This window comes from Micromonospora sp. WMMD1076, from assembly GCF_029581475.1.
Lineage (GTDB): Bacteria > Actinomycetota > Actinomycetes > Mycobacteriales > Micromonosporaceae > Micromonospora > Micromonospora aurantiaca.
Map to the genome: position 1 here is coordinate 5,427,558 of NZ_CP120862.1, position 23,457 is coordinate 5,451,014.

Annotated in this window: 22 protein-coding genes, 1 tRNA gene and 1 pseudogene; 10 read left to right on the plus strand and 14 right to left on the minus strand. The window is 71.4% G+C overall.

All coding sequences use genetic code 11. The annotated features are described in order from the left end of the window. Window positions 1-20: 20 nt before the first annotated feature. Together coaE and rpsA are read right to left on the minus strand one after the other, a co-directional pair. Window positions 21-1,199, minus strand: a complete 1,179-nt coding sequence (coaE, locus tag O7622_RS24375) for a dephospho-CoA kinase (protein WP_282314214.1) — start codon at window positions 1,197-1,199, stop codon at window positions 21-23. A 161-nt stretch (window positions 1,200-1,360) separates the two neighbouring features. Then, a complete protein-coding gene (gene rpsA / locus O7622_RS24380; RefSeq protein ID WP_282310511.1) occupies window positions 1,361-2,887 on the minus strand; it encodes a 30S ribosomal protein S1 in 1,527 nt (508 codons plus the stop codon). A gap of 312 nt (window positions 2,888-3,199) precedes the next feature. On the opposite strand from rpsA, the gene O7622_RS24385 reads away from it, so the two are divergent. From O7622_RS24385 to O7622_RS24410, 6 genes and pseudogenes are all read left to right on the plus strand, one after another. Beyond that, entirely contained in the window at window positions 3,200-4,003 is an 804-nt protein-coding gene (locus O7622_RS24385; protein WP_282310512.1) for a class I SAM-dependent methyltransferase, read from the plus strand. Between the two features lie 423 nt (window positions 4,004-4,426). Beyond that, complete coding sequence (locus O7622_RS24390; RefSeq protein ID WP_030503817.1) at window positions 4,427-4,645, plus strand: DUF2945 domain-containing protein; 219 nt, start codon at window positions 4,427-4,429, stop codon at window positions 4,643-4,645. After that, a pseudogene (locus tag O7622_RS24395) lies at window positions 4,632-4,976 on the plus strand (DUF3140 domain-containing protein); the annotation flags it as partial. The gene O7622_RS24390 and the pseudogene O7622_RS24395, both read left to right, overlap by 14 nt. A 44-nt stretch (window positions 4,977-5,020) precedes the next feature. Next, the gene (locus tag O7622_RS24400) at window positions 5,021-5,887 is read left to right on the plus strand and encodes a CPBP family intramembrane glutamic endopeptidase (RefSeq protein WP_282310513.1); all 867 of its coding nucleotides are present in this window, start codon (window positions 5,021-5,023) and stop codon (window positions 5,885-5,887) included. 40 nt (window positions 5,888-5,927) lie between these two features. Then, window positions 5,928-6,677, plus strand: a complete 750-nt coding sequence (locus tag O7622_RS24405) for an SDR family oxidoreductase (protein ID WP_282310514.1) — start codon at window positions 5,928-5,930, stop codon at window positions 6,675-6,677. A 16-nt stretch (window positions 6,678-6,693) separates the two neighbouring features. Next, entirely contained in the window at window positions 6,694-7,119 is a 426-nt protein-coding gene (locus O7622_RS24410; protein WP_282310515.1) for a MerR family transcriptional regulator, read from the plus strand. A 34-nt stretch (window positions 7,120-7,153) separates the two neighbouring features. On the opposite strand, the gene polA is transcribed toward O7622_RS24410, so the two are convergent. The 11 genes from polA to O7622_RS24465 form a co-directional block, all read right to left on the minus strand. Beyond that, the gene (gene polA, locus O7622_RS24415) at window positions 7,154-9,853 is read right to left on the minus strand and encodes a DNA polymerase I (RefSeq protein ID WP_282310516.1); all 2,700 of its coding nucleotides are present in this window, start codon (window positions 9,851-9,853) and stop codon (window positions 7,154-7,156) included. A gap of 72 nt (window positions 9,854-9,925) precedes the next feature. Further along, complete coding sequence (locus O7622_RS24420; RefSeq protein ID WP_187691389.1) at window positions 9,926-10,678, minus strand: amino acid ABC transporter ATP-binding protein; 753 nt, start codon at window positions 10,676-10,678, stop codon at window positions 9,926-9,928. Window positions 10,679-10,731: 53 nt separating this feature from the next. Beyond that, window positions 10,732-11,709, minus strand: coding sequence for an amino acid ABC transporter permease (locus O7622_RS24425; RefSeq protein ID WP_282310517.1), 978 nt, complete (start codon window positions 11,707-11,709; stop codon window positions 10,732-10,734). Between the two features lie 4 nt (window positions 11,710-11,713). After that, window positions 11,714-12,619 carry an ABC transporter substrate-binding protein gene (locus O7622_RS24430; RefSeq protein WP_047893878.1) on the minus strand — a complete coding sequence of 302 codons (906 nt, stop codon included), beginning with the start codon at window positions 12,617-12,619 and terminating at the stop codon, window positions 11,714-11,716. A gap of 27 nt (window positions 12,620-12,646) precedes the next feature. Further along, window positions 12,647-13,357, minus strand: a complete 711-nt coding sequence (locus O7622_RS24435) for an ABC transporter ATP-binding protein (protein ID WP_013475845.1) — start codon at window positions 13,355-13,357, stop codon at window positions 12,647-12,649. Next, window positions 13,347-14,111, minus strand: coding sequence for an ABC transporter ATP-binding protein (locus tag O7622_RS24440; RefSeq protein WP_176722847.1), 765 nt, complete (start codon window positions 14,109-14,111; stop codon window positions 13,347-13,349). The genes O7622_RS24435 and O7622_RS24440 overlap by 11 nt, the downstream gene beginning before the upstream one ends. 73 nt (window positions 14,112-14,184) lie before the next feature. Continuing rightward, window positions 14,185-15,324: a branched-chain amino acid ABC transporter permease gene (locus O7622_RS24445; RefSeq protein WP_013475843.1), complete on the minus strand. Its 1,140-nt coding sequence runs from the start codon at window positions 15,322-15,324 to the stop codon at window positions 14,185-14,187. Next, window positions 15,321-16,271, minus strand: a complete 951-nt coding sequence (locus O7622_RS24450; RefSeq protein ID WP_013475842.1) for a branched-chain amino acid ABC transporter permease — start codon at window positions 16,269-16,271, stop codon at window positions 15,321-15,323. The genes O7622_RS24445 and O7622_RS24450 overlap by 4 nt, the downstream gene beginning before the upstream one ends. Window positions 16,272-16,376: 105 nt before the next feature. Beyond that, window positions 16,377-17,537, minus strand: a complete 1,161-nt coding sequence (locus O7622_RS24455) for a branched-chain amino acid ABC transporter substrate-binding protein (RefSeq protein ID WP_013475841.1) — start codon at window positions 17,535-17,537, stop codon at window positions 16,377-16,379. Window positions 17,538-17,794: 257 nt separating this feature from the next. Next, window positions 17,795-19,012: a hypothetical protein gene (locus tag O7622_RS24460; protein ID WP_282310518.1), complete on the minus strand. Its 1,218-nt coding sequence runs from the start codon at window positions 19,010-19,012 to the stop codon at window positions 17,795-17,797. Between the two features lie 37 nt (window positions 19,013-19,049). Next, complete coding sequence (locus tag O7622_RS24465; protein ID WP_013287522.1) at window positions 19,050-19,670, minus strand: response regulator; 621 nt, start codon at window positions 19,668-19,670, stop codon at window positions 19,050-19,052. Window positions 19,671-19,764: 94 nt separating this feature from the next. On the opposite strand from O7622_RS24465, the gene O7622_RS24470 reads away from it, so the two are divergent. Beyond that, window positions 19,765-19,842, plus strand: a tRNA-Leu gene (locus O7622_RS24470). A 32-nt stretch (window positions 19,843-19,874) separates the two neighbouring features. Next, window positions 19,875-20,624 carry a helix-turn-helix domain-containing protein gene (locus O7622_RS24475; RefSeq protein WP_282310520.1) on the plus strand — a complete coding sequence of 250 codons (750 nt, stop codon included), beginning with the start codon at window positions 19,875-19,877 and terminating at the stop codon, window positions 20,622-20,624. Window positions 20,625-20,660: 36 nt separating this feature from the next. Here O7622_RS24475 and O7622_RS24480 read toward each other — a convergent pair whose 3' ends face one another. Beyond that, the gene (locus tag O7622_RS24480) at window positions 20,661-21,836 is read right to left on the minus strand and encodes a PLP-dependent aspartate aminotransferase family protein (RefSeq protein WP_282310521.1); all 1,176 of its coding nucleotides are present in this window, start codon (window positions 21,834-21,836) and stop codon (window positions 20,661-20,663) included. Between the two features lie 83 nt (window positions 21,837-21,919). Here O7622_RS24480 and O7622_RS24485 point away from each other — a divergent pair, with 83 nt between their 5' ends. Further along, window positions 21,920-22,399, plus strand: a complete 480-nt coding sequence (locus O7622_RS24485) for an Lrp/AsnC family transcriptional regulator (protein ID WP_047894721.1) — start codon at window positions 21,920-21,922, stop codon at window positions 22,397-22,399. 61 nt (window positions 22,400-22,460) lie between these two features. Beyond that, on the plus strand, window positions 22,461-23,456 hold the full coding sequence (locus tag O7622_RS24490) for an LLM class flavin-dependent oxidoreductase (RefSeq protein ID WP_282310522.1): 996 nt from the start codon (window positions 22,461-22,463) through the stop codon (window positions 23,454-23,456). Window position 23,457 lies beyond the last annotated feature (1 nt).

Consider the following 23,457-nt stretch of genomic DNA (forward strand, 5'->3'; position numbering starts at 1 on the left):
GGCGCCGCCGGGACAGCCGGTCAGGGCCGCCAGCCGGTCTGCGCGGCCCACTCCTCGGCGCGCAGGTGCTCCTCGTCGAACCAGGGATCGGTCACCGTGCCCCACGCGGCGTGCTCCGGCGCGGCGGCCGCGAGATCCCGCTTCACCTGGAGGTAGTCGGCCCGCCGCGCCGGGTCGGCCCGCAGGTGGTCGCGCATCAGCAGCGCGTACCGCCAGCCGGGCGAACCGGTCTCCCGCAGGTGCAGTCGCACCGGACGCCCCGGGTCCGCGCCGCCGTGCAGCCGCTTGGCCCAGCGCACCGGCTCCGGCTGCCGCGGGGCGTCCCACCACTCGCCCGGCAGCCGCGGGAAACCCGCCTCGGCCAGCCGCCGCGCGAGCGGCCCGTCCGCCTCGGCCAGCGAGGACACCGTCACCTGGATGTCGATCACGTCCGGGGCGGCGAGGCCCGGCACGGCGGTGGAGCCGACGTGGTCGACCCGGATGTCACCGCCGGCCGCGTGGCGGATCCGGGCGGCCAGCCGGACGTACTGCTCGGGCCAGGTCGGGTCCGGTCCGGCGAGCGCCGCCGGGTCGGGCGGGACGGCGCGGCGCTCGCGGACGTTGCGCTCGTAGGGCGACAGGCGGTCCCGCCAGAGGGCGTCCACGGCGGCGTGCAACTCGGTGAGCGTGCCGTCGTTGGTCAGGAGCACGTCGGCGACCGTACGGCGGGTGGCGTCGTCGGCCTGCGCGGCGATGCGCCGCTCGGCCTCCGCCGGGGCCATCCCCCGGTCGCGGGTCAGCCGGGCCATCCGGGTCGGCACGGCCGTCTGCACCACGACCACCAGGTGGTACGTCGACGCGAGTCCCACCTCGGCCAGCAGCGGTACGTCGTTCACCACTATCGCGTCGGCGGGGGCGGCGGCGGCCAGCTCGGCGCTGCGCGCACGTATCCGGGGATGGGTGATCCCTTCGAGCGTGCGGCGGGCGGCCTCGTCGCCGAAGACCAACGCGCCGAGGGCGGCCCGGTCCAGCGCGCCGTCGGCGTCCAGGATCTTCCCGGAGAAGGCGGCGACCACCTCGGCCAGCCCGTCGGTGCCGGGCGCGACGATCTCGCGGGCAATGCGGTCCGAGTCGACGATCACCGCGCCCAGCGTGGCGAGCCGGCTCGCCACCGCGCTCTTGCCCGATCCGATTCCGCCGGTCAGCCCCACCTTCAGCACCCGGACAGTCAACCGGATCCCTCGTCCGCATGCCAAACCCGCCCGGCGTACGACGCGGGCCCCGCCCCCGGCGCTCCGCTGGTGCGGAACGCGGGGACGGGGCCCGTCGTCAGAGGCAGTCGCCGGTTCGCCCGGTGGGACGAACAGGCGTCAGCGTCCGGTCACTTGCCGCCGGCGAGCTTCTCCCGCAGAGCGGCGAGCGCCTCGTCGGTCGCGAGCGTGCCGGCCGGCTCCTCGGCCTGACGGCTCGGGGCCGAGGTCGAGGTGGTGGTGCCGGTGGCGGCCGGAGCCGGGTTGGCGGCGGCCTCGGCGTCGGCGGCGCGGGAGGTCTGCACCTGCTTGGTGTGGGCCTCCCAGCGCTGACGCGCCTCGGCGTACTGCTGCTCCCAGGTCTCGCGCTGCTTGTCGTAGCCCTCGAGCCACTCGCCCGTCTCCGGGTCGAAGCCCTCCGGGTAGATGTAGTTGCCCTGGTCGTCGTAGGTCGCGGCCATGCCGTAGAGGGTCGGGTCGAAGTGCTCCTCGCCCTCGACGAAGCCCTCGTTGGCCTGCTTGAGCGACAGCGAGATCCGGCGGCGCTCCAGGTCGATGTCGATGACCTTGACCATCACCTCGGAGCCGACCTGCACGACCTGCTCCGGGATCTCCACGTGGCGCTCGGCCAGCTCGGAGATGTGGACCAGGCCCTCGATGCCGTCGTCCACCCGGACGAACGCGCCGAACGGCACCAGCTTGGTGACCTTACCCGGCACGATCTGCTGGATCGCGTGGGTGCGGGCGAACTGACGCCACGGGTCCTCCTGCGTCGCCTTCAGCGACAGCGAGACCCGCTCGCGGTCCAGGTCGACGTCCAGGACCTCGACCTCGACCTCCTGGCCCACCTCGACGACCTCGGACGGGTGGTCGATGTGCTTCCAGGACAGCTCGGAGACGTGCACGAGGCCGTCCACGCCGCCCAGGTCGACGAACGCGCCGAAGTTGACGATCGAGGAGACGACGCCCTTGCGGACCTGCCCCTTCTGGAGCTTGTTGAGGAACTCGGTGCGCACCTCGGACTGCGTCTGCTCCAGCCAGGCACGGCGGGACAGGACCACGTTGTTGCGGTTCTTGTCCAGCTCGATGATCTTGGCTTCGAGCTCGCGGCCGACGTACGGCTGCAGGTCACGCACACGCCGCATCTCGACGAGCGACGCGGGCAGGAAGCCGCGCAGGCCGATGTCGAGGATGAGACCACCCTTGACGACCTCGATGACCGAGCCGCGGACGACGCCGTCCTCGTCCTTGATCTTCTCGATCGTGCCCCAGGCCCGCTCGTACTGCGCCCGCTTCTTGGAGAGGATCAGCCGACCCTCCTTGTCCTCCTTCTGGAGGACGAGGGCCTCGATGTGGTCACCCACCGAAACGACCTCGGCCGGGTCCACGTCGTGCTTGATCGACAGCTCCCGAGAGGGGATGACACCCTCGGTCTTGTAGCCGATGTCGAGCAGGACCTCGTCCCGATCGACCTTGACGACGGTGCCTTCGACAATGTCGCCGTCGTTGAAGTACTTGATGGTCTCGTCGATCGCGGCGAGGAAAGCTTCCTCAGAGCCGAGGTCGTCGTGGGTGACCTTGTTGGCGCTCGAGGTGGCCTCGATGCTGCTCGTCATGTGGGCGGTTGCTCCGGTCGGATGGGTTGTCACAGCGGGCATGGGTGTCGCGGTGACTCTTCCGCGCCAACGGATCCGTCGCCGGGCACACCGAACGATCGACGCGAGAAGATCATTAGTGGCTCCGGTGACCGCGCACCTGCTCCCTGCCGAGGCACACGATCCGCGAGCGCATCGTCTAGCCTACCCGCTGCATTACCACAGCGTGCAAGCCCTCCCGGGTCCGCGCGAACTCATCCGCTGCGAAAGCGGAGATTTCGCGCGGTAAGGTGCCACGGCTGTCTCGTCCGTCACATCCGCCCCAGCCGCCACCCCACCGCACCGGGTCCGCGCCGCCGGACCTAGCGTGAACCCGTGGACGACGACAGGGTGACCCGCCGACGGGTCGACGCCGGGGAGATCCGCCGCGCCAACCGCGGCTGGTGGGACACCGACGCCGACGCGTACCAGGCCGAGCACGGCGCGTTCCTCGGCGACGCCGACTTCGTCTGGTGCCCGGAGGGGCTGCGCGAGGCCGACGCCCGGCTGCTCGGCGACGTCGCCGGGCGGCGGATCCTCGAACTCGGCGCCGGGGCGGCCGCCGCCGCCCGCTGGCTCGCCGCCCGGGGCGCCCGGCCGGTCGCGCTGGACCTGTCCGCCGGCATGTTGCGGCACGCCGCCGAGGCCGCCGGGCGCACCGGGGTACGCGTGCCGCTGGTGCAGGCCGACGCGCTCGCCCTGCCGTTCCCCGACGCCGCGTTCGACACGGTCTGCACCGCGTTCGGCGCGATCCCGTTCGTGGACGACTCGGCGGCGGCGATGCGCGAGGTGGCCCGGGTGCTGCGGCCCGGCGGCCGGTGGGTCTTCTCGGTCACCCACCCGATGCGCTGGATCTTCCTGGACGACCCGGGCGAGGGCGGGCTGACCGCCGTGCACTCGTACTTCGACCGCTCCCCGTACGTCGAGCAGGACGAGCACGGGGTGGCCACCTACGTCGAACAGCACCGCACCCTGGGCGACCGGATCCGGGAGCTGGTCGGCGCCGGGTTCCGCCTGCTGGACCTGGTGGAGCCGGAGTGGCCGGCCGGGCACGAGGGGATCTGGGGGCAGTGGAGCCCGTTGCGCGGGCGGCTGTTCCCCGGCACCGCGATCTTCGTCGCGGAGAAGCCGGCGGACTGAGCGCGTCGCACGTCCGGTGCGACACGGGCTCCGGCACCCGGCGGCACGCTCGCCGCATGAGCGCCGGGCCCGTCCCGACATCACCTGGCCCCTGGTGTCCGGACCCGATGCGGCAGCGGCGTGCGGACTACACGCTGGAGGATCTGCCCACCCTGCCGGACGACGCCTCCCCGCGTCGAACTCGTCGACGGACTCATCCAGGTGACACCCTCCCCCACCCTGGGCCACCAGGACATATCCCTCCTGCTCAGCCTCTGGCTTCGGTCGCACGCTCCAGCCGGGCGGCGAACGGCAGTACGAGCTGGTGGACGACAGCAGCGAGGTGATCGAGCTGTCCGAGCTCTTCGCGATCAAGCTGCCGATCGCCGAGATCCGGCCCTGACGACGCCGTTACTCGGTATCGACCGCGGGTAACCGCGCGGCATGGCCGAGAAGGAGTTCCGCGCCGGCGACCACGTCTCCTGGGCCAGCCACAGCGGCCGGGCGTACGGCGTCGTCAAGGAGAAGCTGACCGAGCGCACCCACGTACGCGGGCACACCGTGAACGCCTCGCCGGAGCAGCCGCAGTACCGGATCACCAACGACGACTCGGGCCGTGACGTGGCCCACCGCCCGGAGGTGCTTCGCCATGAGTCGCGCTGAGGACCCGCAGCAGACGTACCGGGAGTTCACCGACGCGGTGAACATGAAGCCGGGTGAGCTGACCCGCTGGCTGGAGACCGAGGAGTCCAAGCACGTCGGCTGGCACAAGAAGGGCACCCAGGGCGGCGAGTCGGTCGGCCACGACTCCGGCCGGCGCATCGTCGACCTGCTGCGCCGCAAGCGCGCCGACCTCACCGCCGCCGACTACAAGCACATGCGCAAGGTGATCGGATACGTCCACCGCCACCTGGCGCAGCGGCCGTCCGGGGACGTCCGGGACACCAGGTGGCGCTGGTCGCTGATGAACTGGGGGCACGACCCGCTCAAGGGCTGAGCCGCCCGGCCCGTTCGCCGCGCATTGGTACCGTGCCGGCGATGACGACAGACACGTCGGTTGCCGGCCGTCATCCCCGGGCCGGGCGGGTGGTCCTCCTGGCGGGCCTCGGGCTCGTCGCCGTCGCGGCGCTCCTCCTGGTGGCGACCGGGAACACCGGCATCAGGTACAGCGCCGACCACGACGGCACCGTGCCGATGTGGAGCCGCTGGATCCCGGCGCTGGCCGGGATCGCGCTGATCCGGCTGATCCCGCCCGCGCCCGACCAGAGATGGCCGGACCCGGTAGCGCCGTACCGCGAGGCGGTGCCGCTGCTGCTGGCCGGGATCGCGTTCGCCGCCGTCATGCCGCTGCTGGGCGGCGAACCCGCGTACACCGTGTTGAAGCTCGCGCTGCTGCTCGGCGTACCCCTCGGGGTGTTCCTGGCCGTCCGCCGGCGGCCGCCACGGTGGCGACCGGGGCCGGCCCCGGCGGACGCCGCCCACCGGTGGGGTCCGGCGCTGCCGGTGGCGGTGTGGCTGGTGCTCAGCTACGCGACGCCGCTGGCCGCGCCCGCGAGCGACTGGGGGCGGACCGTCCCGCCGGTCGAGCTGGTCGTCACGCTGCTGCTGGCGTTCGCGGTGAACGCGCTGCTGGAGGAGGTCTTCTACCGGCGGTGGTTGCAGACCCGGTGGGAGTCGCTGCTGGGCCGGTGGCCGGCGATCGTGCTCGCGTCGCTGGTCTGGGCGGCCTGGCACGTGGCCATCCAGGGCAGCGGCCGCCCCGCCGTCGACCTGGCCTCCGTGATCGTGAACCAGGGCGTGCTGGGGTTGTTCCTCGGCTACCTGTGGTCCCGGTACCGCCGGATGTGGCCGCTGCTCGTGGTGCACGGCGCGGTCAACGCGGTGCCCGTCCTGCTCGGCCTCTGACTTGACCCTGCCGCAGGCGGCAGGGTCGGACGATGCCGGCATGGAAAGCCGCACGCCACGCGTCGCCGTGGTCACCGGTGCGGGCACCGGCATCGGCCGGGCCACCGCACACGCCTTCACCACCTCCGGGTACGCCGTCGTCGCCGTCGGACGGCGCGCCGCGCCGCTGTCGGAGACCGCCGCCGGCCGGCCGGACATCACCCCGCTGACCGCCGACGTCACCGCCCCCGACGGTCCGGACCGGATCGTCAGCGCCGCGCTCGACCGGTACGGCCGCCTGGACGTCCTGGTCAACAATGCGGGCGTGGCCGGCGGCGGGCCGCTCGCGGAACTGGACGAGGACGCCGCCCGGCGGCAGGTGGAGACGAACCTGCTGGCCCCGATCCGGCTGGCGCACGCCGCCGTCGAGGCGCTCGTCGCGACGCACGGCGTGATCGTCAACGTCACCACGTCGGTCGGGCTGCGCGCCTGGCCGGGCAGTTCGGTGTACGCGGCGGGCAAGGCCGCGCTGGACTCGCTGACCCGCAGCTGGGCGGTGGAACTCGCGCCGCGTGGCGTCCGGGTGGTGGCCGTGGCGCCCGGCGCGATCGACACACCGATCGGCGAGCACAGCGGGCTGTCGCCGCAACAACGCGCGGCGGTGCGGGAGTGGCAGCTCACGCACACGCCGGCGGGCCGGATCGGCCGCGCGGAGGACGTAGCCTGGGCGATCCGGCGGCTGTGCGAGCCGGAGGCGGGCTTCGTCACCGGTGTGGTGCTGCCGGTGGACGGTGGGGCGGTGGTCGCGTGAGAGGACGGTGGCGGCGGTGCGGATCGGCGCGGTGGCGAAGGCGACGGGCTGCACGCCGCGTGCCCTGCGGCACTACGAGGAACACGGGCTCATCGCCTCGGTCCGGGCGGCGAACGGATACCGCGAGTACGACGACGCGGTCGTCACCCGGGTCCGCAACATCCGTCACCTGCTCGACGCCGGGCTGACGCTTGACGACGTGCGGGCCTTCCTGCCCTGCCTGGACGGGGACGTGGCATCGGCGCCACCGTCTCCGGCCGGGCTGCGGGTCGGCCGGGAGCGGCTGGCCGTGCTGGACGCCCGGATCGCCGCCCAGGTGGCCGTCCGCGACCGCCTGGCCGCCGCCCTCCAGGCCGTCACCACCCCACCCGCAGCCCTCCGCCCACGCCCGGTTCGCTTCGGTGATCAAGGAGTTCGTGTCCCGAAACGGGCTCGGGCGTGACACAAACTCCTTGATCAACGCCGGGGCGGGTGGGTCAGTGGTCGGCGCTGTTCCAGTCGCGGCCGTCGCCCACCGAAACCTCCAGCGGCACCGACAGCGGGTACGCCTCGCCCATCTGCTTGCGCACCAACGCCTCCAGCGTCTCGCGCTCGCCCGGGGCGACCTCGAAGACCAGCTCGTCGTGCACCTGCAGCAGCATCCGGGACCGCAGCCCGGCGTCGCGCAGCGCGCTGTCGACGTGCAGCATCGCGACCTTGATGATGTCGGCCGCCGAACCCTGGATCGGGGCGTTGAGCGCCATCCGCTCGGCCATCTCCCGGCGCTGCCGGTTGTCGCTGACCAGGTCGGGCAGGTAGCGGCGGCGGCCCAGGATGGTGGAGGTGTAGCCGTCCTGGCGGGCGCGGGCCACCACCTCCTGGAGGTAGTCGCGGACCCCGCCGAACCCGGCGAAGTAGTTCTCCATCAGCCCGCGCGCCTCCTCGGCGCTGATGCCGAGCTGCTGGGACAGGCCGAACGCGCTGAGCCCGTACGCCAGGCCGTAGTTCATCGCCTTGATCTTGCGGCGCTGGTCGGGTGTGACGTCGCCGACCTCGACTGTGAAGACCGAGGACGCGGTGGCGGCGTGGAAGTCGTGCCCGGAGTTGAACGCCTCGATCAGCGCGTCGTCCGAGGACAGATGCGCCATGATCCGCATCTCGATCTGGCTGTAGTCGGCGGTGAGCAGGCACTCGTAGTTCTCGCCGACCACGAACGCGCGGCGGATCCGCCGCCCCTCCTCGGTGCGGATCGGGATGTTCTGCAGGTTCGGCTCGGTGGAGGACAGCCGCCCGGTCGCCGCCACCGTCTGGTTGAACGTGGTGTGGATCCGGCCGTCGTCGGAGACGGACTTGAGCAGCCCGTCGACAGTCGACTTGAGCTTCGCGACGTCACGGTGGCGCAGCAGGTGGTGCAGCAGCGGGTGCTCGGTCTGCGCGAACAGCCACTGCAACGCGTCGGCGTCGGTGGTGTAGCCGGTCTTGATCCGCTTGGTCTTGGGCAGGCCCAGCTCGGTGAAGAGGATCTCCTGCAACTGCTTCGGTGACCCGAGGTTGAACTCGCGGCCGACCACCTCGTACGCGCCCTGGGCGGCGGCCTTCACCTCGGCGGCGAAGTGCGCCTCCAGCTCGGAGAGGTAGTCGGTGTCGGCGGCGATGCCGGTGCGCTCCATGGTGGCGAGCACCCGCATCAGCGGCAGCTCCACGCCGGCCATCAGCCGGGCCGACTGCTCGCCGTCGCGGGACAGCTCGGCGTCGATCGCGTCGGCCAGGTCGAGCGTGGCGCGGGCCTGGAGCATGAGGTTCTGCTCGGCCACGCCCTCGTCGCCGAGCCCGTCGAGGGTGAGCTGACCGGTCTCCGGCGCGTCGACGCGCAGTTCCCGGTGCAGGTAGCGCAGCGCCAGGTCGGTCAGGTCGTACGAGCGCTGGTCGGGGCGGGCCAGGTAGGCGGCGATCTGCGTGTCGCGGGCGATGCCGTGCAGCTCCCAGCCGTGCGCGGCGAACGCCAGCACCGCCGGTTTGCTGTCGTGCAGCACCTTCGGGCGCTCGGCGTCGGCCAGCCACCCGGCCAGCGCGGCCTCGTCGTCGGCGCCCAGCCGGCTCGGGTCGAACCAGGCGCCCGCGCCTGCGGCGGTGGCCAGCGCCATCGCGGTCACGGTGGCTGTGTGCCGGCGGTTGGGGCCGGTGTCGAGCGTGACCGCCAGGCCGACCGGTGCGCCCGCCGGGGCGTGCGTGCCGAGCCAGCCCGCGAGCGCGCCCGGTTCGGTGAGCACCTCGCCCGCGAGATCGAAGCCCGCCTCGGCCTCCGGCTCGACCGCCTCCAGGTATTGGTAGAGCCGGTCACGCAGGATGCGGAACTGGAGCGTGTCGAAGACCTGGTGCACCGCTTCGCGGTCCCAGCCCTGCCAGCGGGCGTCCTCGGGGCGGACCGGCAGCTCCAGGTCGCAGACCAGGCAGTTGATCTCGTAGTTGCGGATCACGTCGGCGAGCCGCTCGCGCAGGCTGTCGCCGGCCTTGCCCTTGATCTCGTCGGCGCGGGCCACCACGCCCTCGACGCCGCCGTACAGGTTGATCCACTTGGCCGCGGTCTTCGGGCCGACGCCGGGCACGCCCGGCAGGTTGTCGCTGGTCTCGCCGACCAGCGCGGCCAGGTCACGGTAGCGGTCCGGGGTGACGCCGTACTTCGCCTCGACCGCGGCCGGGTCCATCCGGGCCAGGTCGGAGACGCCCTTGCGCGGGTAGAGCACAGTCACCCGCTCGCCGACGAGCTGGAACGCGTCCCGGTCGCCGGTGGTGATCAGCACGTCCATGCCCTGGTCGCGGGCCTGGCAGGCGAGCGTGGCGATGACGTCGTCGGCCTCGTAGCCCTCCTTCTCGACCACCGGGACGCGCAGCGCGGCGAGGACCTCCTTGACCAGGCTGACCTGACCCTTGAAGTCGGTCGGGGTCTCGCTGCGGCCGGCCTTGTAATCGGAGTACTTCTCCGTGCGGAAGGAGCGGCGGGAGACGTCGAACGCCACGACGATGTGCGTCGGCTGCTCGTCGCGCAGCACGTTGATCAGCATCGAGGTGAAGCCGTAGACGGCGTTGGTCGGCTGCCCCGTGGTGGTGGAGAAGTTCTCCACAGGCAGGGCGAAGAAAGCCCGGTATGCCAGGGAGTGTCCGTCGACGAGGAGCAGGCGCGGCGTCGTAGCTGTCACGGCTGCGACTCTAGTCCGTACGCCCGACAACTCCGGCCTCCGGTGCGGCGCGCGCCGCACCGGAGGCCGAGGTCAGAGAACCTTGGCCAGGAACGCCTTGGTCCGCTCGTGCCGGGGCGCCGAGATCACCTCGCGCGGGTCGCCCTGCTCGACCACGACGCCGCCGTCCATGAACACGAGGTGGTCGCCCACCTCGCGGGCGAAGCCGATCTCGTGGGTCACCACGATCATCGTCATGCCGTCGCGGGCCAGGTCCTTCATCGTGTCCAGCACCTCGCCCACCAGCTCCGGGTCGAGCGCGCTGGTCGGCTCGTCGAACAGCATCAGCTTCGGCCGCATGGCCAGCGCCCGGGCGATCGCCACCCGCTGCTGCTGGCCGCCGGAGAGCTGACCGGGGTACGCGCCGAGCTTGTCGCCCAGTCCCACCCGGTCCAGCAGTTGCGCGGCGTGCTCCCGGGCCTGCGCCTTCTTCGCCTGGCGCAGCAGCACCGGCGCCTCCATGACGTTCTGGAGCACCGTCATGTGCGGGAACAGGTTGAACCGCTGGAACACCATGCCGATGGCGCGGCGCTGCGCGGCCACCTCCCTGTCCCGCATCTCGTGCAGCTTGCCGCCGCGCTCGCGGTAGCCGATCAGGTCGCCGTCGACCCAGATCCGGCCGGCGTCGATCTTCTCCAGGTGGTTGATGCAGCGCAGGAACGTCGACTTGCCGGAGCCGGAGGGCCCGAGCAGGCAGCACACCTCGCCGGAGCGGACCTCCAGGTCGATGCCCTTGAGCACCTCCAGCGGCCCGAACGACTTGTGCACCTGCTCGGCCCGCACCATGAGGCCCGACTCGGCAGTAGGCGCGGTGGCCTGCGCGGGCACGATCAGCTCGGTCACTTCACCACCCCCGCGCCGCCGCCGGCCTCGGCCGTCATCCCCCGCAGCTTCATCCGGGCCCGCCCGGTGACGCCGTACCCCTTGCCGAAGTGGCGTTCCAGGAAGTACTGGCCGACGAGCAGGATGCTGGTCAGGAACAGGTACCACAGGCACGCCGCGACGTACATCGGGAAGATCTGGAACGTCCGTTTGCCGACGGCGTCGAGCTGGAAGAACAGCTCCACGCTCACCGGCACGTAGAGCAACAGCGACGTGTCCTTGAGCATGGCGATGGTCTCGTTGCCGGTCGGCGGAATGATCACCCGCATCGCCTGCGGCAGCACCACCCGGCGCAGCAGCTGGGCGCGGCTGAGCCCGAGCGCCTGGGCGGCCTCGGTCTGGCCGGGGTCGACCGACTGGATGCCGGCCCGGACGATCTCCGCCATGTACGCGGCCTCGGAGAGCGCGAGGCCGAGCAGACCGGCCATGAAGCCGGTGAGGATGTCACGGGAGGAGAACCCGAACAGCCGCAGTTGCAGGTTGTCGATGCCGAACAGCTGGCCGATCTGGGTGTCGAACGGCACCCCGAACTCGACCCGGCTCCACAGGATGCCGATGTTGCCGGAGACGGCCACCAGCACCAGCCGGGGGACGGCCCGGAAGAACCAGGTGTAGAGCCAGGCCACGCCGCGCAGGATCGGATTGTCCGACAGCCGCATCACCGCGATCACCACGCCGAGCGTGACGCCGATCAGCATCGCGCTGACCGTCATCAGCACGGTGCCGCGCAGCAGGCCCTCGATGATCGGCGGCCGGAACATCTTGTCGACCATGAAGGGCCAGTTGAAGGCCTCGTTGGTCACCAGCAGGTGGACGAACATCGCGCCCAGGACGGAGAGCACCGCCACCGCGACCCATCGTCCGGGGTGCCGCACGGGCACGGCCTTGATCGGTTCCGGCCGTGCCCGCGCGGTTGTCGCTTCCTCGGTGGTCATGTCGTCACGGGTTGATCGCGGGGTCCGTGATCGCGCCGTCTCCCACCTTCCACTTGTCGAGCACCTGCTTGTACGAGCCGTCGGCGATCACGGCCTTGGTGGCGTCCCGCACCGCCTCGGCCAGCTGCGTCTGCTCCTTGGCCAGCACGTAGCCGTACGGCGCCGCCTCGTACTGCTTGTCCAGCAGCTCCAGGGCGTCGTTGGACTGCGTCACCGCGTACACGCCGACCGGGTAGTCGGCGAGCATCGCGTCGTCCTTGCCGGAAACGACGGCGGCGGTGGCGGCGTCCTGACCCGGGAACTGGTCGATCGTGATAGCCGGCTTGCCGGCGTCGGTGCACGCCTTGGAACGCTTCTGGATGTCCTCGACCTGGACCGTGTCCTTCTGCACAGCGATCTTCTTGCCGCAGGCGTTGTCCAGCGCGACCCCGGCCGGGTTGCCCTTCTTGGTCACCCACTGGGTGCCGACCTGGAAGTAACTGACCATGTTGGCCTGGCCCTTGCGGTCGTCGTTGATGGTGAACGACGAGACGCCGGCCTCGTACTTGCCCGAGTTGACGCCGTTGATGATGTCGCCGAACGGCGCCGAGACGAACTCCGCCTTGAGGCCCAGCTTGGCCGCCACGGCGGTGAACAGCTCGACGTCGAAGCCGATCACGGTCTTACCGTCGTTGTCCAGGAACTCCGCCGGGGCGTAGGTGGAGTCGGTGCCCACCACGATCTTGCCGTCCGACTTGATCGCGTCCGGGACCTTCGCGGCCAGCGCGGCGTCGACCGACGACGAGACGCTGGGGCCGCCACCGGGCTGGTCGGTGTTCTCCTCCTCGCCGCACGCGGCGAGGGAGAGCAGCAGGACGGCCGCACCGGCGACGCCGAGCGCCGCCCGCCGTCCGGGGTTGGGGTGGAACATGGCTGTACTCCTTTTGCGAGGGGTCGGTCAGGCCACGCCGAGGTAGGCCTCTTTGACCGAGGGGTCGTGCAGCAGGTCCGCGCCGGAACCGCTCTTGACGATCCGGCCGGTCTCCAGCACGTACGCCCGGTGGGCGCGCGCCAGCGCCTGCTGGGCGTTCTGCTCCACCAGCAGGATCGTGGTGCCCTGCTGGTTGATCTCCGTGATGATCGTGAAGATCTGCTGGATCAGCATCGGCGCGAGACCCATCGACGGCTCGTCGAGCAGCAGCAGCTTCGGCCGGCTCATCAGCGCCCGGCCGACCGCGAGCATCTGCTGCTCGCCGCCGGAGAGCGTGCCGCCGGGCTGCTTGCGCCGCTCGGCCAGCCGCGGGAACAGGTCCAGCACCCGGGCCAGGTCCTGGGCGATACCGGCCTTGTCCCGCCGGGTGTACGCGCCCATGTCCAGGTTCTCCAGCACCGACATGCCGGGGAAGATGCCCCGGCCCTCGGGCGCCTGGCACAGCCCGCGCCGGACCCGAAGGTCGGCCCGGAGCTTGGTGATGTCCTCACCGGCGAACTTGATCCGGCCGGAGGCGACCGGCCGGATGCCGGAGATCGCCCGCATGGTGGTGGACTTGCCGGCGCCGTTCGCGCCGATCAGCGCGACGATCTCCCCCTCGTCCACGGTCAGGCTGATGCCGTGCAGCGCCTGGATCCGCCCGTAGAGCAGGCTCACGTCCTCGATCTCAAGCAGCATCGTCCGGCACCCCCAGGTACGCCGCGACCACCTTCGGGTTGTCCCGCACCTCGGCGGGCAGCCCTTCGGCGATCTTCTTTCCGAACTCCAGGACCACGATCCGGTCGGTCACGCCCATCACCAGGCGCATGTCGTGCTCGATCAGCAGCACCGTCACGCCCTGGTCCCGGATCTGCCGGATGAGCTGGAGCAGTTCCTCCTTCTCCGCCGGGTTGAAGCCGGCGGCCGGCTCGTCCAGGCAGAGCAGCTTCGGGTCGGTGGCCAGCGCGCGGGCGATCTCCAGCCGGCGCTGCTCGCCGTAGGACAGGTTGCGGGCGAACTCGTGCATCCGGTTGCTGATGCCGACGAACTCCAGCAGGCGCTCGGCCTTCTCCCGGCCCTCGCGCTCCTCCTTCCAGTGCCGCGGCAGGCGCAGCAGGGCGGAGATCACGCTGGTCTTGTGGTGTGCGTCCGCACCGACCTGGACGTTCTCCAGCGCGGTCATCTCCGGGAAGAGACGGATGTTCTGGAACGTACGGGCCATGCCCATCCGGGTGATCTGGTGGCGCTTCTTGCCACTGATCTTCTGGCCCAGGAACCGGATCTGCCCCTCGGTGGGCTGGTAGATGCCGGTCATCGCGTTGAAGCAGGTGGTCTTGCCGGCGCCGTTCGGGCCGATCAGGCCGAGGATCTCACCCTTGTAGAGGGTGAAGTCCACGTCGTTGAGGGCCACCACGCCGCCGAAGCGCAGCGTGACGTGGTCGACCTCCAGCAACGGCTCCCGCTTATCGACCGTCTCGACGGCGGGGGCCGCCGCCTGGGCCGGAACGACCGGGGTCTGCTCGGTGTCACTCACCGACGATCACCTCCTTGCGGCGGTCCTTGAACTCCGCCGCCCGTCGCCGGTTCGGGATCAGGCCCTGCGGCCGGAAGATCATCATCACCACGAGCACCAGGCCGAAGAAGAGGAACCGGTACTCGTACAGCTCCACGCCGAACAGCTCGATGCCGCGGAACCGCTCGATCATGTACGCCACCAGGCCGCCGCCGACGATCGCGCCGACGATGTTGCCCGAGCCGCCGAAGATGACAGCGGCCAGGATGATGATCGAGTTGAGCAGCTCGAAGTTCTGCGAGTTGACGAAGTTCTGCTTACCGGCGAACAACGCGCCGGCCAGGCCGGCGATGGCCGCGCCGGAGGCGAACGCCCACAGCTTGAACTTGAACGTCGGCACGCCCATCAACTGGGCGGCGTCCTCGTCCTCGCGGATCGAGATCCAGGCCCGGCCGACCCGGCTGTGGGTCAGGTTCCGCACCCCGATCACCACCAGGATGATCAGCGTGAGCACCAGCCAGTAGTACGGGCGGGCGTCGAGCACGCCGAACCACGGCCGGCCGTCGGCGTACTGGCCGGGCGGGTGCGGGATCTGGTTGAAGCCGCGCTGTCCCTTGAGGAACTCGGAGCTGACCGCCGCGATCCGGATCATCTCGGCGAAGCCGAGCGTCACCAGCGCCAGGTAGTCGCCGCGCAGGCGCAGCGTCGGCGTGCCGAGCATGACGCCGGAGACCATGGTCAGGGCGATCGCGATCGGCACCACCAGCAGCCACGGCCACAGCGTCTTGATGTCGCTGCTCGGCGAGGTCAGCACCGCTACCGTGTACGCGCCGACGGCGAAGAAGCCGAAGTAGCCGAGGTCGAGCAGGCCGGCGAAGCCGACCACGATGTTGAGCCCGACCGCCAGCAGCACGTAGATCGAGACCGTGAACATCACCTGGGTGAAGTTCGCTCCCGGGGTCGGGATCGGCCCGAGGTACTGGTAGAACTCCTTGTTCGGCAGCGCGTAGAAGAACGCGATGACCGCGACCAGCAGCACCCAGCGCACCCAGCGCGGCGCGTGGTGCCAGCGCTCCGAGATCGCGTGCCGGCCCTGCCGCAGCTTGTCCGCCGCCGTCTCCCGCCGCTCCGGCGGGTCGATGGTGGTCGTCATGCGCGTGCCCTCCCCAGTGATTCGCCGAGCAGACCGGTCGGCCGGAACATCAGCAGGACGACCAGCACCGCGAACGCGGCGAAGTCCTTCCACTGACTGCCGAACAGGCCCGCGGCGTAGTTCTCCACGACGCCGAGCAGCAACCCGCCGACGAGCGCGCCGCGCAGGTTGCCGATACCGCCGAGCACCGCCGCGGTGAACGCCTTGAGGCCCAGCAGGAAGCCGACGCTGTAGGTGAGCGTCTGGATCCGCACGTCGTAGAGCAGGCCCGCGACGCCGGCCATGGTGCCACCGGCGATGAAGACCATCAGGATGATGCGGTCCTTGTTGACGCCCATCAGCGCCGCCGTGTTGGCGTCCTGAGCCACCGCCCGGATGCCGCGGCCGGTACGGCTGCGGTTGATGAACTGGTCCAGCGCGAACATCATCACCAGCGCGGAACCGATCGTGAGCAACTGCACCGCGTCGATCGGCACCCCGGCGACGTGGAACAGCGGCTCCGAGCTGACCAGGATCGGCGCACCCTCCGGCCGCCGCCGGGTGTAGACGCCGAACGCCTCCGAGATGGCGATCGAGGCACCGATGGCGGTGATGAGGAACGCCAGCGGCGGCGCGTTGCGCTTCCGCAGCGGCCGGTACGCGACCCGTTCGATCACAGTGGCGGTGCCCGCCGAGGCGATCGCAGCCACGATCATCGCCACCAGCAGGTAGAACATGATCGAGCCGATGCCGCTGACCTGCGAGTTCTGGTCGAGTCCGAAGCCGTTCCAGGTCCAGATCGCGGCGAACGCGCCGGCGATGAAGACCTCGGAGTGGGCGAAGTTGATGAGCCTGAGCACGCCGTACACAAGCGTGTAGCCGAGCGCGACCAGGGCGTAGATGGCGCCCTGCGTCAAGCCGGTCGTGGTGAGTTCCCCGAAGTTGGAGAACAATCCGTCGAAGTCCAAGGGAGGGACGCTCCGTCGCTCAAGAGAAAAAGAGGGTGCGGCCGGGAGCCAGCTCCCGGCCGCACCCGCGATCACTACTCAATCGCCAGTCCAGCGATCGAACGATCAGGACTTGGGGATCTCCTGGTCCGGGACGACCTTGCCGCCCTGCACCTTGAACGCCCAGACCTTGACCTGCGCCGGGTCCAGCTCGCCGCCCTCGACGAACTTGTAGCTGGCGGCAACGCCCTCGCCGCTGTAGCCCTTCACGAACTCCAGCAGGTCGGCACGGGTGCTCTTGCCGGCCTTGATGCCCGCCAGCAGGATGTTCGCCGCGTCGTAGGCGGTGTCGCTGTAGGTGCCCGGCTCGGTGCCGTTGAGCGCCTTGAAGTCGGCGGCGAAGGTGCCGCGGGCCTCGGTGGACGGAGCGCAGGGGCAGGTGAGGATGGTGCCCTCGGCGGCGGCCGCACCGGCGGAGGTGATGTACGCGCCGTCGTTCACGCCGTCACCGGCGACCAGCGGAGCGGTGACCCCGGCAGCGGTGAGCTGCTTGCGGATCAGGCCGGCCTCCTGGTAGTAGCCGCCGTAGAAGACCGCCTTGACGTTGGCGGCCTTGACCTTGGTGACCACACCGGAGAACTCGACCTGCTTGCCCTCGCCCTGGACCTTGTCGCTGCCCACGACCGAGGCGCCGAGAACCTTCTTGACCTCGTCGGCCAGGCCGGCGCCGTACGCGGACTGGTCGTCGATGACGTAGACCCGGTCGGCCTTCATCACGTTCTTGATGTAGTTACCGGCGGCGGGGCCCTGGCTCAGGTCGTTGCCGACCGCCCGGAAGAAGGTCTTCCAGCCCTGCTCGGCGAGGCTGGGACGGGTCGCGGAGGGGGTGATGGTGACCAGACCGGCCTCGCTGAACAGCGGGCCGGCGGCCTCGGACTCGCCCGAGTAGGCCGGACCCACGACACCCAGGATCTTGGTGTCGTCGATCGCCTTCTGGGCCAGACCCGGCGCCTGGTCCGGGCTGCCCTGCGAGTCGAGCTCGGCGAGCTCGACCTTGCAGTCCGCGTTCTCCTTGTTGTACTTGTCGACGGCCAGCTTGACGCCGTTCTTCTCGTTGATGCCCAGCGCGGCCGAGCTACCGGTCAGCGCGCCGAAGAAAGCGATCTTGCTCCCGCAGGCGCTGCCCCCGGAACCCTCATCGTCGCTGCCGCTGGAACAAGCGGTGCCACCGGCGACGAGCGCCAGCATGGCGACCCCGCCGATCACGCGTGCGAGCTTCTGCCTCAAGGCCCGAACCCTCCTCCGTCCATGATCCGAACCACCCGCCGCTGATTGGCCCTTGCGGGGTGGACGAACCAAGACCGTCGTCGCCGGTCTGGGGCGGGACGTTATCCCACCGTGAGCGGTGGCGTAAGACCTGGAAAGCGGGGTTGACCGAACCGTTACACGCCGTGGCGGATTCAAGCCCATCGGCGTAAGAACCGAAGGCCGGGAAAGGCATTCGCCGACTATTCCTCGGTAACGAGCCATGCCCTCTCCACCCGCTACCGATCGACGGTTGGCAACGCCCCCCACCAGGCACGGGACGTCCTCCCGTCATCGGCGATCACGAGCAGCCGGTCGTCGCCGACCGCCACCGCCAGCGCCGCGTCGCCCCCGTCCGGCACCGGCACCGGCGTGATCACCGGAAGCCACGACGCGCCGCCGTCACGCGACATCCAGAGCCGTCGCTGAGCCCCGTCCCCGGTCACCGCGACGAGCCGCCCACCGGACGCCGCGAGCGCGTCCACCGACGACACCCCGGGGCCCGCCGAGCCGAACCCGCCGACCCGCCGCCACCCCTGCGCCGCACCCGCCGAACCGGCGGACGGCGAGCCACACTCGTCGCACCCGCGCCACACCGCGAAGCGGTCACCCACCGGACCGACTGCCACCGGGCCGCCGTCGGGCGACACCACCCGCTCGGCCGCCCCGGCGACGCCCGCCGGCACCGGCAGGACCACCCGCCGCCACACCCGGCCGTCGGACGAGAACCACGCGAGCGGCGTCCGGGCCGTCCCGCCTGGCGGCAGCAACGACCCCACCACCAGCCAGCCCGGCCCAACCGACGCCACGTCGTACGCCGCCGTCCGGCCCCGGCCGTCGCCGGCCAGCTCCGCGACCCCCTCGCGCAGGACGAACCCCTCCGCGTCGGGCGACGACCACACCGCCGCGCCGTCCGCGCGCGCCCCCGCCACCAGCCAGCCGTCCGGCCCGGCCGCCAGCCGCGACGCGCTCACCGCGCGCGGGCCGCCGAACAACTCGAACGCCGCCGGCACCTCCCGCAACGGCCCGCCCGGACGCCACACCCACGTTCCGGTACGCGGATTGCCGTGCACGCCACCGGTCTTCGCACCCAGCGCCGCCATCCCGTCGTCGCGGCAGGCCACCGCGTAGAGCACGTGCTGACGGCCGTAGAACGTCTGCGCGCGCACCGGAATCGGCGACCAGGTCACGCCGTCCGATGAGGACCACGCCGCCGGGCGGGTCTCCCCCGCCGGATCGGCCAGCCCGCCCACCACGTACCACCGGCCGGCGCACCGCGCGGCGTCGCGCAGCACCGGACGTCCGGCGGCGCCGGCGGGCACGGCCAGCTCGACGGGCTGCCACTGCGGGCGTACCGGCGCGGGCTCGGGCAGCGGTAGCGGCGTCGCGTGACAGGCCACCAGGAGCAGCGCGGCGGCAGCGGCGACGAGGACCGGCCGGACGCGCGCGGAAGACATGGATCCGATCCTATCGATCGGACGTCTCCCGGGCAGGTCAGGACGCGGGCTGCTCCACCTCGCCGCCGGCGGTCTCGGCGAGGATCCGCTCGGCGACCTCCTTCATGGTCATCCGGTGGTCCATCGCGGTGCGCTGGATCCACTTGAACGCCTGCGGCTCGGTCATGCCGTACGTGGTCATCAGCGCGCCCTTGGCGCGCTCGACGGTCTTGCGGATCTCCAGCCGGTCGGTGAGGCCGGCCACCTCCGACTCCAGCGCGGCGATCTCGGAGTAGCGGGACAGCGCGATCTCCACCGCCGGCACCAGGTCGCTCTTCTGGAACGGCTTGACCAGGTACGCCATCGCGCCGGCCGCCCGCGCCCGCTCCACCAGGTCACGCTGGCTGAACGCGGTCAGGATGATCACCGGGGCGATGCGCGCGCCGGCGATCCGCTCGGCGGCGGCCAGCCCGTCCATGATCGGCATCTTGATGTCGAGGATGACCAGATCCGGCTTGAGCTCCTCGGCGAGCTTGACGGCGGTCTCGCCGTCACCGGCCTCGCCGACCACCTCGTAGCCCTCTTCGACAAGCATCTCGGCCAGGTCCAGCCGGATGAGCGCCTCGTCCTCGGCGATCAGAACGCGCTTGCGCTCGGCGTCCGCCTGCATCTCGCCCACGAGCCACTCCCACCGGTTCGAGCCCGACACCCGCCCTGCCGGGTGTCGCCGCCTTCAGCCTAGCGGGTAGGCTGTCGAGGCCGAATCACGGAACGCCCTCGTAGCCCAACTGGCAGCAGGCAATGGATTCAAACTCCATACAGTGTGGGTTCGAATCCCACCGAGGGCACCAGAAATGTCATACAGGCGTTCGACCATAGGGCTGTGCATCCACCCGAACTGCGCGCCCGGGCGCGGCGTCTCTACCTCGACGGCGCGACCGTCGCCGAGGTGGCGCGGACCGTGGGGCTCTCCTATCCGACGGTCCGCCACTGGTGCAAGGACCGGCCGGTGCCGAAGCAGCAGGGCACCGCACTGCGATGCTTCCGGTGTCGTGACGACATCCACGCTCCGGCAGACCCGGCGGCCTACGCCTATCTCCTCGGCCTCTACCTCGGCGACGGGCACCTCGTCACCAAGGCCCGGGTGCCGGTGCTCCGGATCGCCTGCAGCGACTGTTGGCCGGGCCTGATCGAAGCGTGCGACGACGCCATGCGAGCGGTGCTGGCCGAAAAGGTGCAGCGGGTCTCAAAACCGGGCTGCGTCAATGTGCAGAGCTACGGCCAGCACTGGCCGTGCCTACTACCGCAGCACGGGCCCGGCAAGAAGCACGAGCGCCCGATCGTCCTGACCGACTGGCAACGCCCCATCGTCGAGGCCCAGGCGGGCGACTTCCTGCGCGGCCTCTTCCACTCCGACGGCTGCCGTTTCGCCAATCAGGTGGTCGTGCGCGGCAAGCGCTACGTCTATCCGCGCTACATGTTCGCCAACGAGTCGGGCGACATCATGGGCCTGTGCCAGCAGGCCCTCGACCGGCTCGGCATCGCCTGGCGGATGAATCGCCGCAATTCCCTGTCGGTGGCCCGCCGGGAAGCCGTCGCCGCCCTCGACCGGCACGTCGGCCCGAAGTCGTGACCGGACGACGCCGCGGACGCGGGCGACCGGCCGCCGTCAGATCCGCGCCAGCGCCCGCGCGAGGTCCGCCCGCAGGTCCTCCGGGTCCTCCAGGCCGACCGAGACGCGCAGCAGCCCGCCGCAGGGCTTGGCGTCGCCCTCGACCGGCCGGTGGGTGAGCGAGGCCGGGTGCTGGATCAGCGTGTCGACGCCGCCGAGCGACACGGCGTGCGTGATCAGCTCGCAGGCGCCGGCGACCTCGGCCGCGGCGGGCGCGCCGCCGCGTACCTCGAAGGCGAGCAGGCTGCCGGTGCCGGACATCTGGCGGCCGACCAGTCCGGCCGGGTCGTGCAGCGACGGGTGGTGGACGCGCTCGACGGCGGGGTGCCCGGCGAGCCAGGCGGCGAGTTTCTCCGCGCCGGCCTGCTGGGCGCGGACGCGCAGCGGGAGGGTCTGGATGCCGCGGTGCAGCAGGTACGCGCCGAGCGGGTGCAGGACGGCACCGGTGACGGCGCGGACCTGACGCAGCCGGGCGGCCCACTCGGGTCCGCAGGCGACGACGCCGGCGAGGACGTCGCCGTGGCCGCCGATGCTCTTGGTGGCGCTGTGCAGCACGAGCGCGGCACCGTGGCGGGCGGGCTGCTGGAGCACCGGGGTGGCGACTGTGTTGTCGACGAGCAGCGGGACGTCACCGGCGGCGTCGGCGAGCGCGGCGATGTCGACCAGGTCGAGGCTGGGGTTGGCCGGCGTCTCGACCACGACCAGGGCGGTGTCGGGGCGGATCGCGGCGGCCACGTCGGCGGTGGTGGCCCAGGTGACAGCGGTGCCGAGCAGGCCGGTGGCGAGGACGTGGTCGGTGCCGCCGTAGAGGGGGCGGACGGCGACGACGTGACGCTTGCCGTCGCGGGTGGCGGCGAGCAGGGCGGCGGTGAGCGCGGCCATGCCGCTGGCGAACGCGACCGCCTCGGCGGTGCCTTCGAGCTGGGCGAGCGCGGTCTCGAACCGGGCCACCGTGGGGTTCCAGAGGCGCTGGTAGACGGCGCTGCCGCCGGCCGGGAGGGTGCCGCCGGTGGCGAGCGTCTCGTAGTCGTCACCGCCGCCGGCCACCGAGGGCAGCGGGTTGGTGGTGGACAGGTCGATCGGCGGGACGTGGACGCCGAGCCCGGCGAGGTCGGCGCGCCCGGCGTGTACGGCTGCGGTGTCCACGGAAGTCATGCCGGAAGCGTCGAACATGACGACGGCCAGGGGCAATAGCGGCGAACAAGATTCTGGCAATCACGCTTTCGCCCGGTGGTGATTCGGTGAAGGATGGTCGCATGCCTGCCGCACCGAATGATGTACGGCCGTTCGCCGGCCTGGACGACACCGACCGCGCGATCCTCACCGAGCTGGCTGCGGACGGCCGGCTGCCGAACAACGCGCTGGCCGAGCGGGTCGGGGTGGCGCCGTCGACGTGCCTGACGCGTACCCGGGCGCTGCGGGAGTGCGGGGCGATCCGCGGGTTCCACGCCGAGGTGGACCCGGCGGCGGTGGGCCTGCCGTTGCAGGCGCTGGTCTCCGTGCGGCTGACGGCGCACGAGCGGGCCGCCGTGGACGCGTTCCGGGCCCGGTCGGTGCGGCTACCAGGGGTGGTGTCGGTGTTCCACGTGGCGGGCGCGGAGGACTACGTGCTGCACGTCCGGGCCGCCTCCGGTGACGCGCTGCGGGACTTCGTCCTCGATCATCTCGCAGTCGATCCGGCGGTGCAGCACACGCAGACCAGCCTGATCTTCGAGCAGGCCCGGGGTATGGGGTAGCGCACCCGGCGGAACAATTCCGGCACGTCGCCTGTTGCACCACGCTGTGATCGACGTACCCATGTCTGTTCTTGATCTTGCCCCGGTGGCGGCGACCGGCAGTGCCGGTGAGGCTCTGAAGTACACCACGGAGCTGGCCCGCCGCACCGAGGAGCTGGGCTATCGCCGGTTCTGGGTGGCCGAGCACCACAACATGCCCGCGATCGCGAGTTCCGCGCCGGCGGTGCTGCTCGCGCACCTGGCCGCGAACACCGGCACGATCCGGCTCGGCTCGGGCGGGGTGATGCTGCCCAACCACGCGCCGCTGGTGGTGGCCGAGCAGTTCGGCACCCTGGAGGCGCTGCACCCGGGCCGGATCGACCTGGGCATCGGCCGGGCTCCGGGCACCGACCAGGTGACCGCGCTGGCGTTGCGCCGCACCATGGAGGGCCTGTCCGCGGAGCACTTCCCGCGTGAGCTGGCCGACCTGATGAACTACTTCTCCGGCGCCGAGCCCGGCCCGATCACCGCGACGCCGGGCCGCGGCCAGTCGCCGCAGGTGTGGCTGCTCGGGTCGAGCGGGTTCAGCGCGCAGCTGGCCGGCCTGCTCGGGCTGCCGTTCTCGTTCGCGCACCACTTCAGCTCGCAGAACACGATTCCGGCGTTGCAGCTCTACCGGCAGAACTTCCGGCCGTCGCAGTGGCTGGACCGGCCGTACGCCATGGTGGCCGTCAACGCGGTCTGCGCGGAGACCGACGAGCGGGCCGAGTGGCTGGCCGGGCCGGCCGGGCTGTCGTTCCTGAAGCTACGGTCGGGGCGGCCGGAGCCGCTCGTCACGCCGGAGGAGGCGGCGGCGTACCCGTACTCGGAGTTCGAGCGGGAGTTCGTCGCCCAGCGCCGCGACGGCCAGGCGACCGGTTCGCCGGAGACGGTGGCCCGGCAGCTCGGGGAGCTGCTGGAGCGCACCGGTGCGGACGAGCTGATGCTCACCACGATGGTGTACGACGTGGCGGACCGGGTCCGCTCGTTCGAGCTGATCGCCGAGAAGGTGGCGGGCGGGCTGCGCCGGGAGGGCTGAA

What these genes read in the sequence shown, in the direction of transcription:
- rpsA (WP_282310511.1), bottom strand. Translation starts at nt 2,887, where the DNA reads ATGCCCGCTGTGACAACCCATCCGACCGGAGCAACCGCCCACATGACG.
- O7622_RS24390 (WP_030503817.1), top strand. Translation starts at nt 4,427, where the DNA reads ATGGCCGAGAAGGAGTTCCGCGCCGGCGACCACGTCTCCTGGGCCAGC.
- O7622_RS24400 (WP_282310513.1), top strand. Translation starts at nt 5,021, where the DNA reads ATGACGACAGACACGTCGGTTGCCGGCCGTCATCCCCGGGCCGGGCGG.
- O7622_RS24405 (WP_282310514.1), top strand. Translation starts at nt 5,928, where the DNA reads ATGGAAAGCCGCACGCCACGCGTCGCCGTGGTCACCGGTGCGGGCACC.
- O7622_RS24420 (WP_187691389.1), bottom strand. Translation starts at nt 10,678, where the DNA reads ATGGTGCGGGCCGAGCAGGTGCACAAGTCGTTCGGGCCGCTGGAGGTG.
- O7622_RS24425 (WP_282310517.1), bottom strand. Translation starts at nt 11,709, where the DNA reads ATGACCACCGAGGAAGCGACAACCGCGCGGGCACGGCCGGAACCGATC.
- O7622_RS24430 (WP_047893878.1), bottom strand. Translation starts at nt 12,619, where the DNA reads ATGTTCCACCCCAACCCCGGACGGCGGGCGGCGCTCGGCGTCGCCGGT.
- O7622_RS24435 (WP_013475845.1), bottom strand. Translation starts at nt 13,357, where the DNA reads ATGCTGCTTGAGATCGAGGACGTGAGCCTGCTCTACGGGCGGATCCAG.
- O7622_RS24445 (WP_013475843.1), bottom strand. Translation starts at nt 15,324, where the DNA reads ATGACGACCACCATCGACCCGCCGGAGCGGCGGGAGACGGCGGCGGAC.
- O7622_RS24460 (WP_282310518.1), bottom strand. Translation starts at nt 19,012, where the DNA reads ATGTCTTCCGCGCGCGTCCGGCCGGTCCTCGTCGCCGCTGCCGCCGCG.
- O7622_RS24480 (WP_282310521.1), bottom strand. Translation starts at nt 21,836, where the DNA reads ATGTTCGACGCTTCCGGCATGACTTCCGTGGACACCGCAGCCGTACAC.
- O7622_RS24485 (WP_047894721.1), top strand. Translation starts at nt 21,920, where the DNA reads ATGCCTGCCGCACCGAATGATGTACGGCCGTTCGCCGGCCTGGACGAC.
- O7622_RS24490 (WP_282310522.1), top strand. Translation starts at nt 22,461, where the DNA reads ATGTCTGTTCTTGATCTTGCCCCGGTGGCGGCGACCGGCAGTGCCGGT.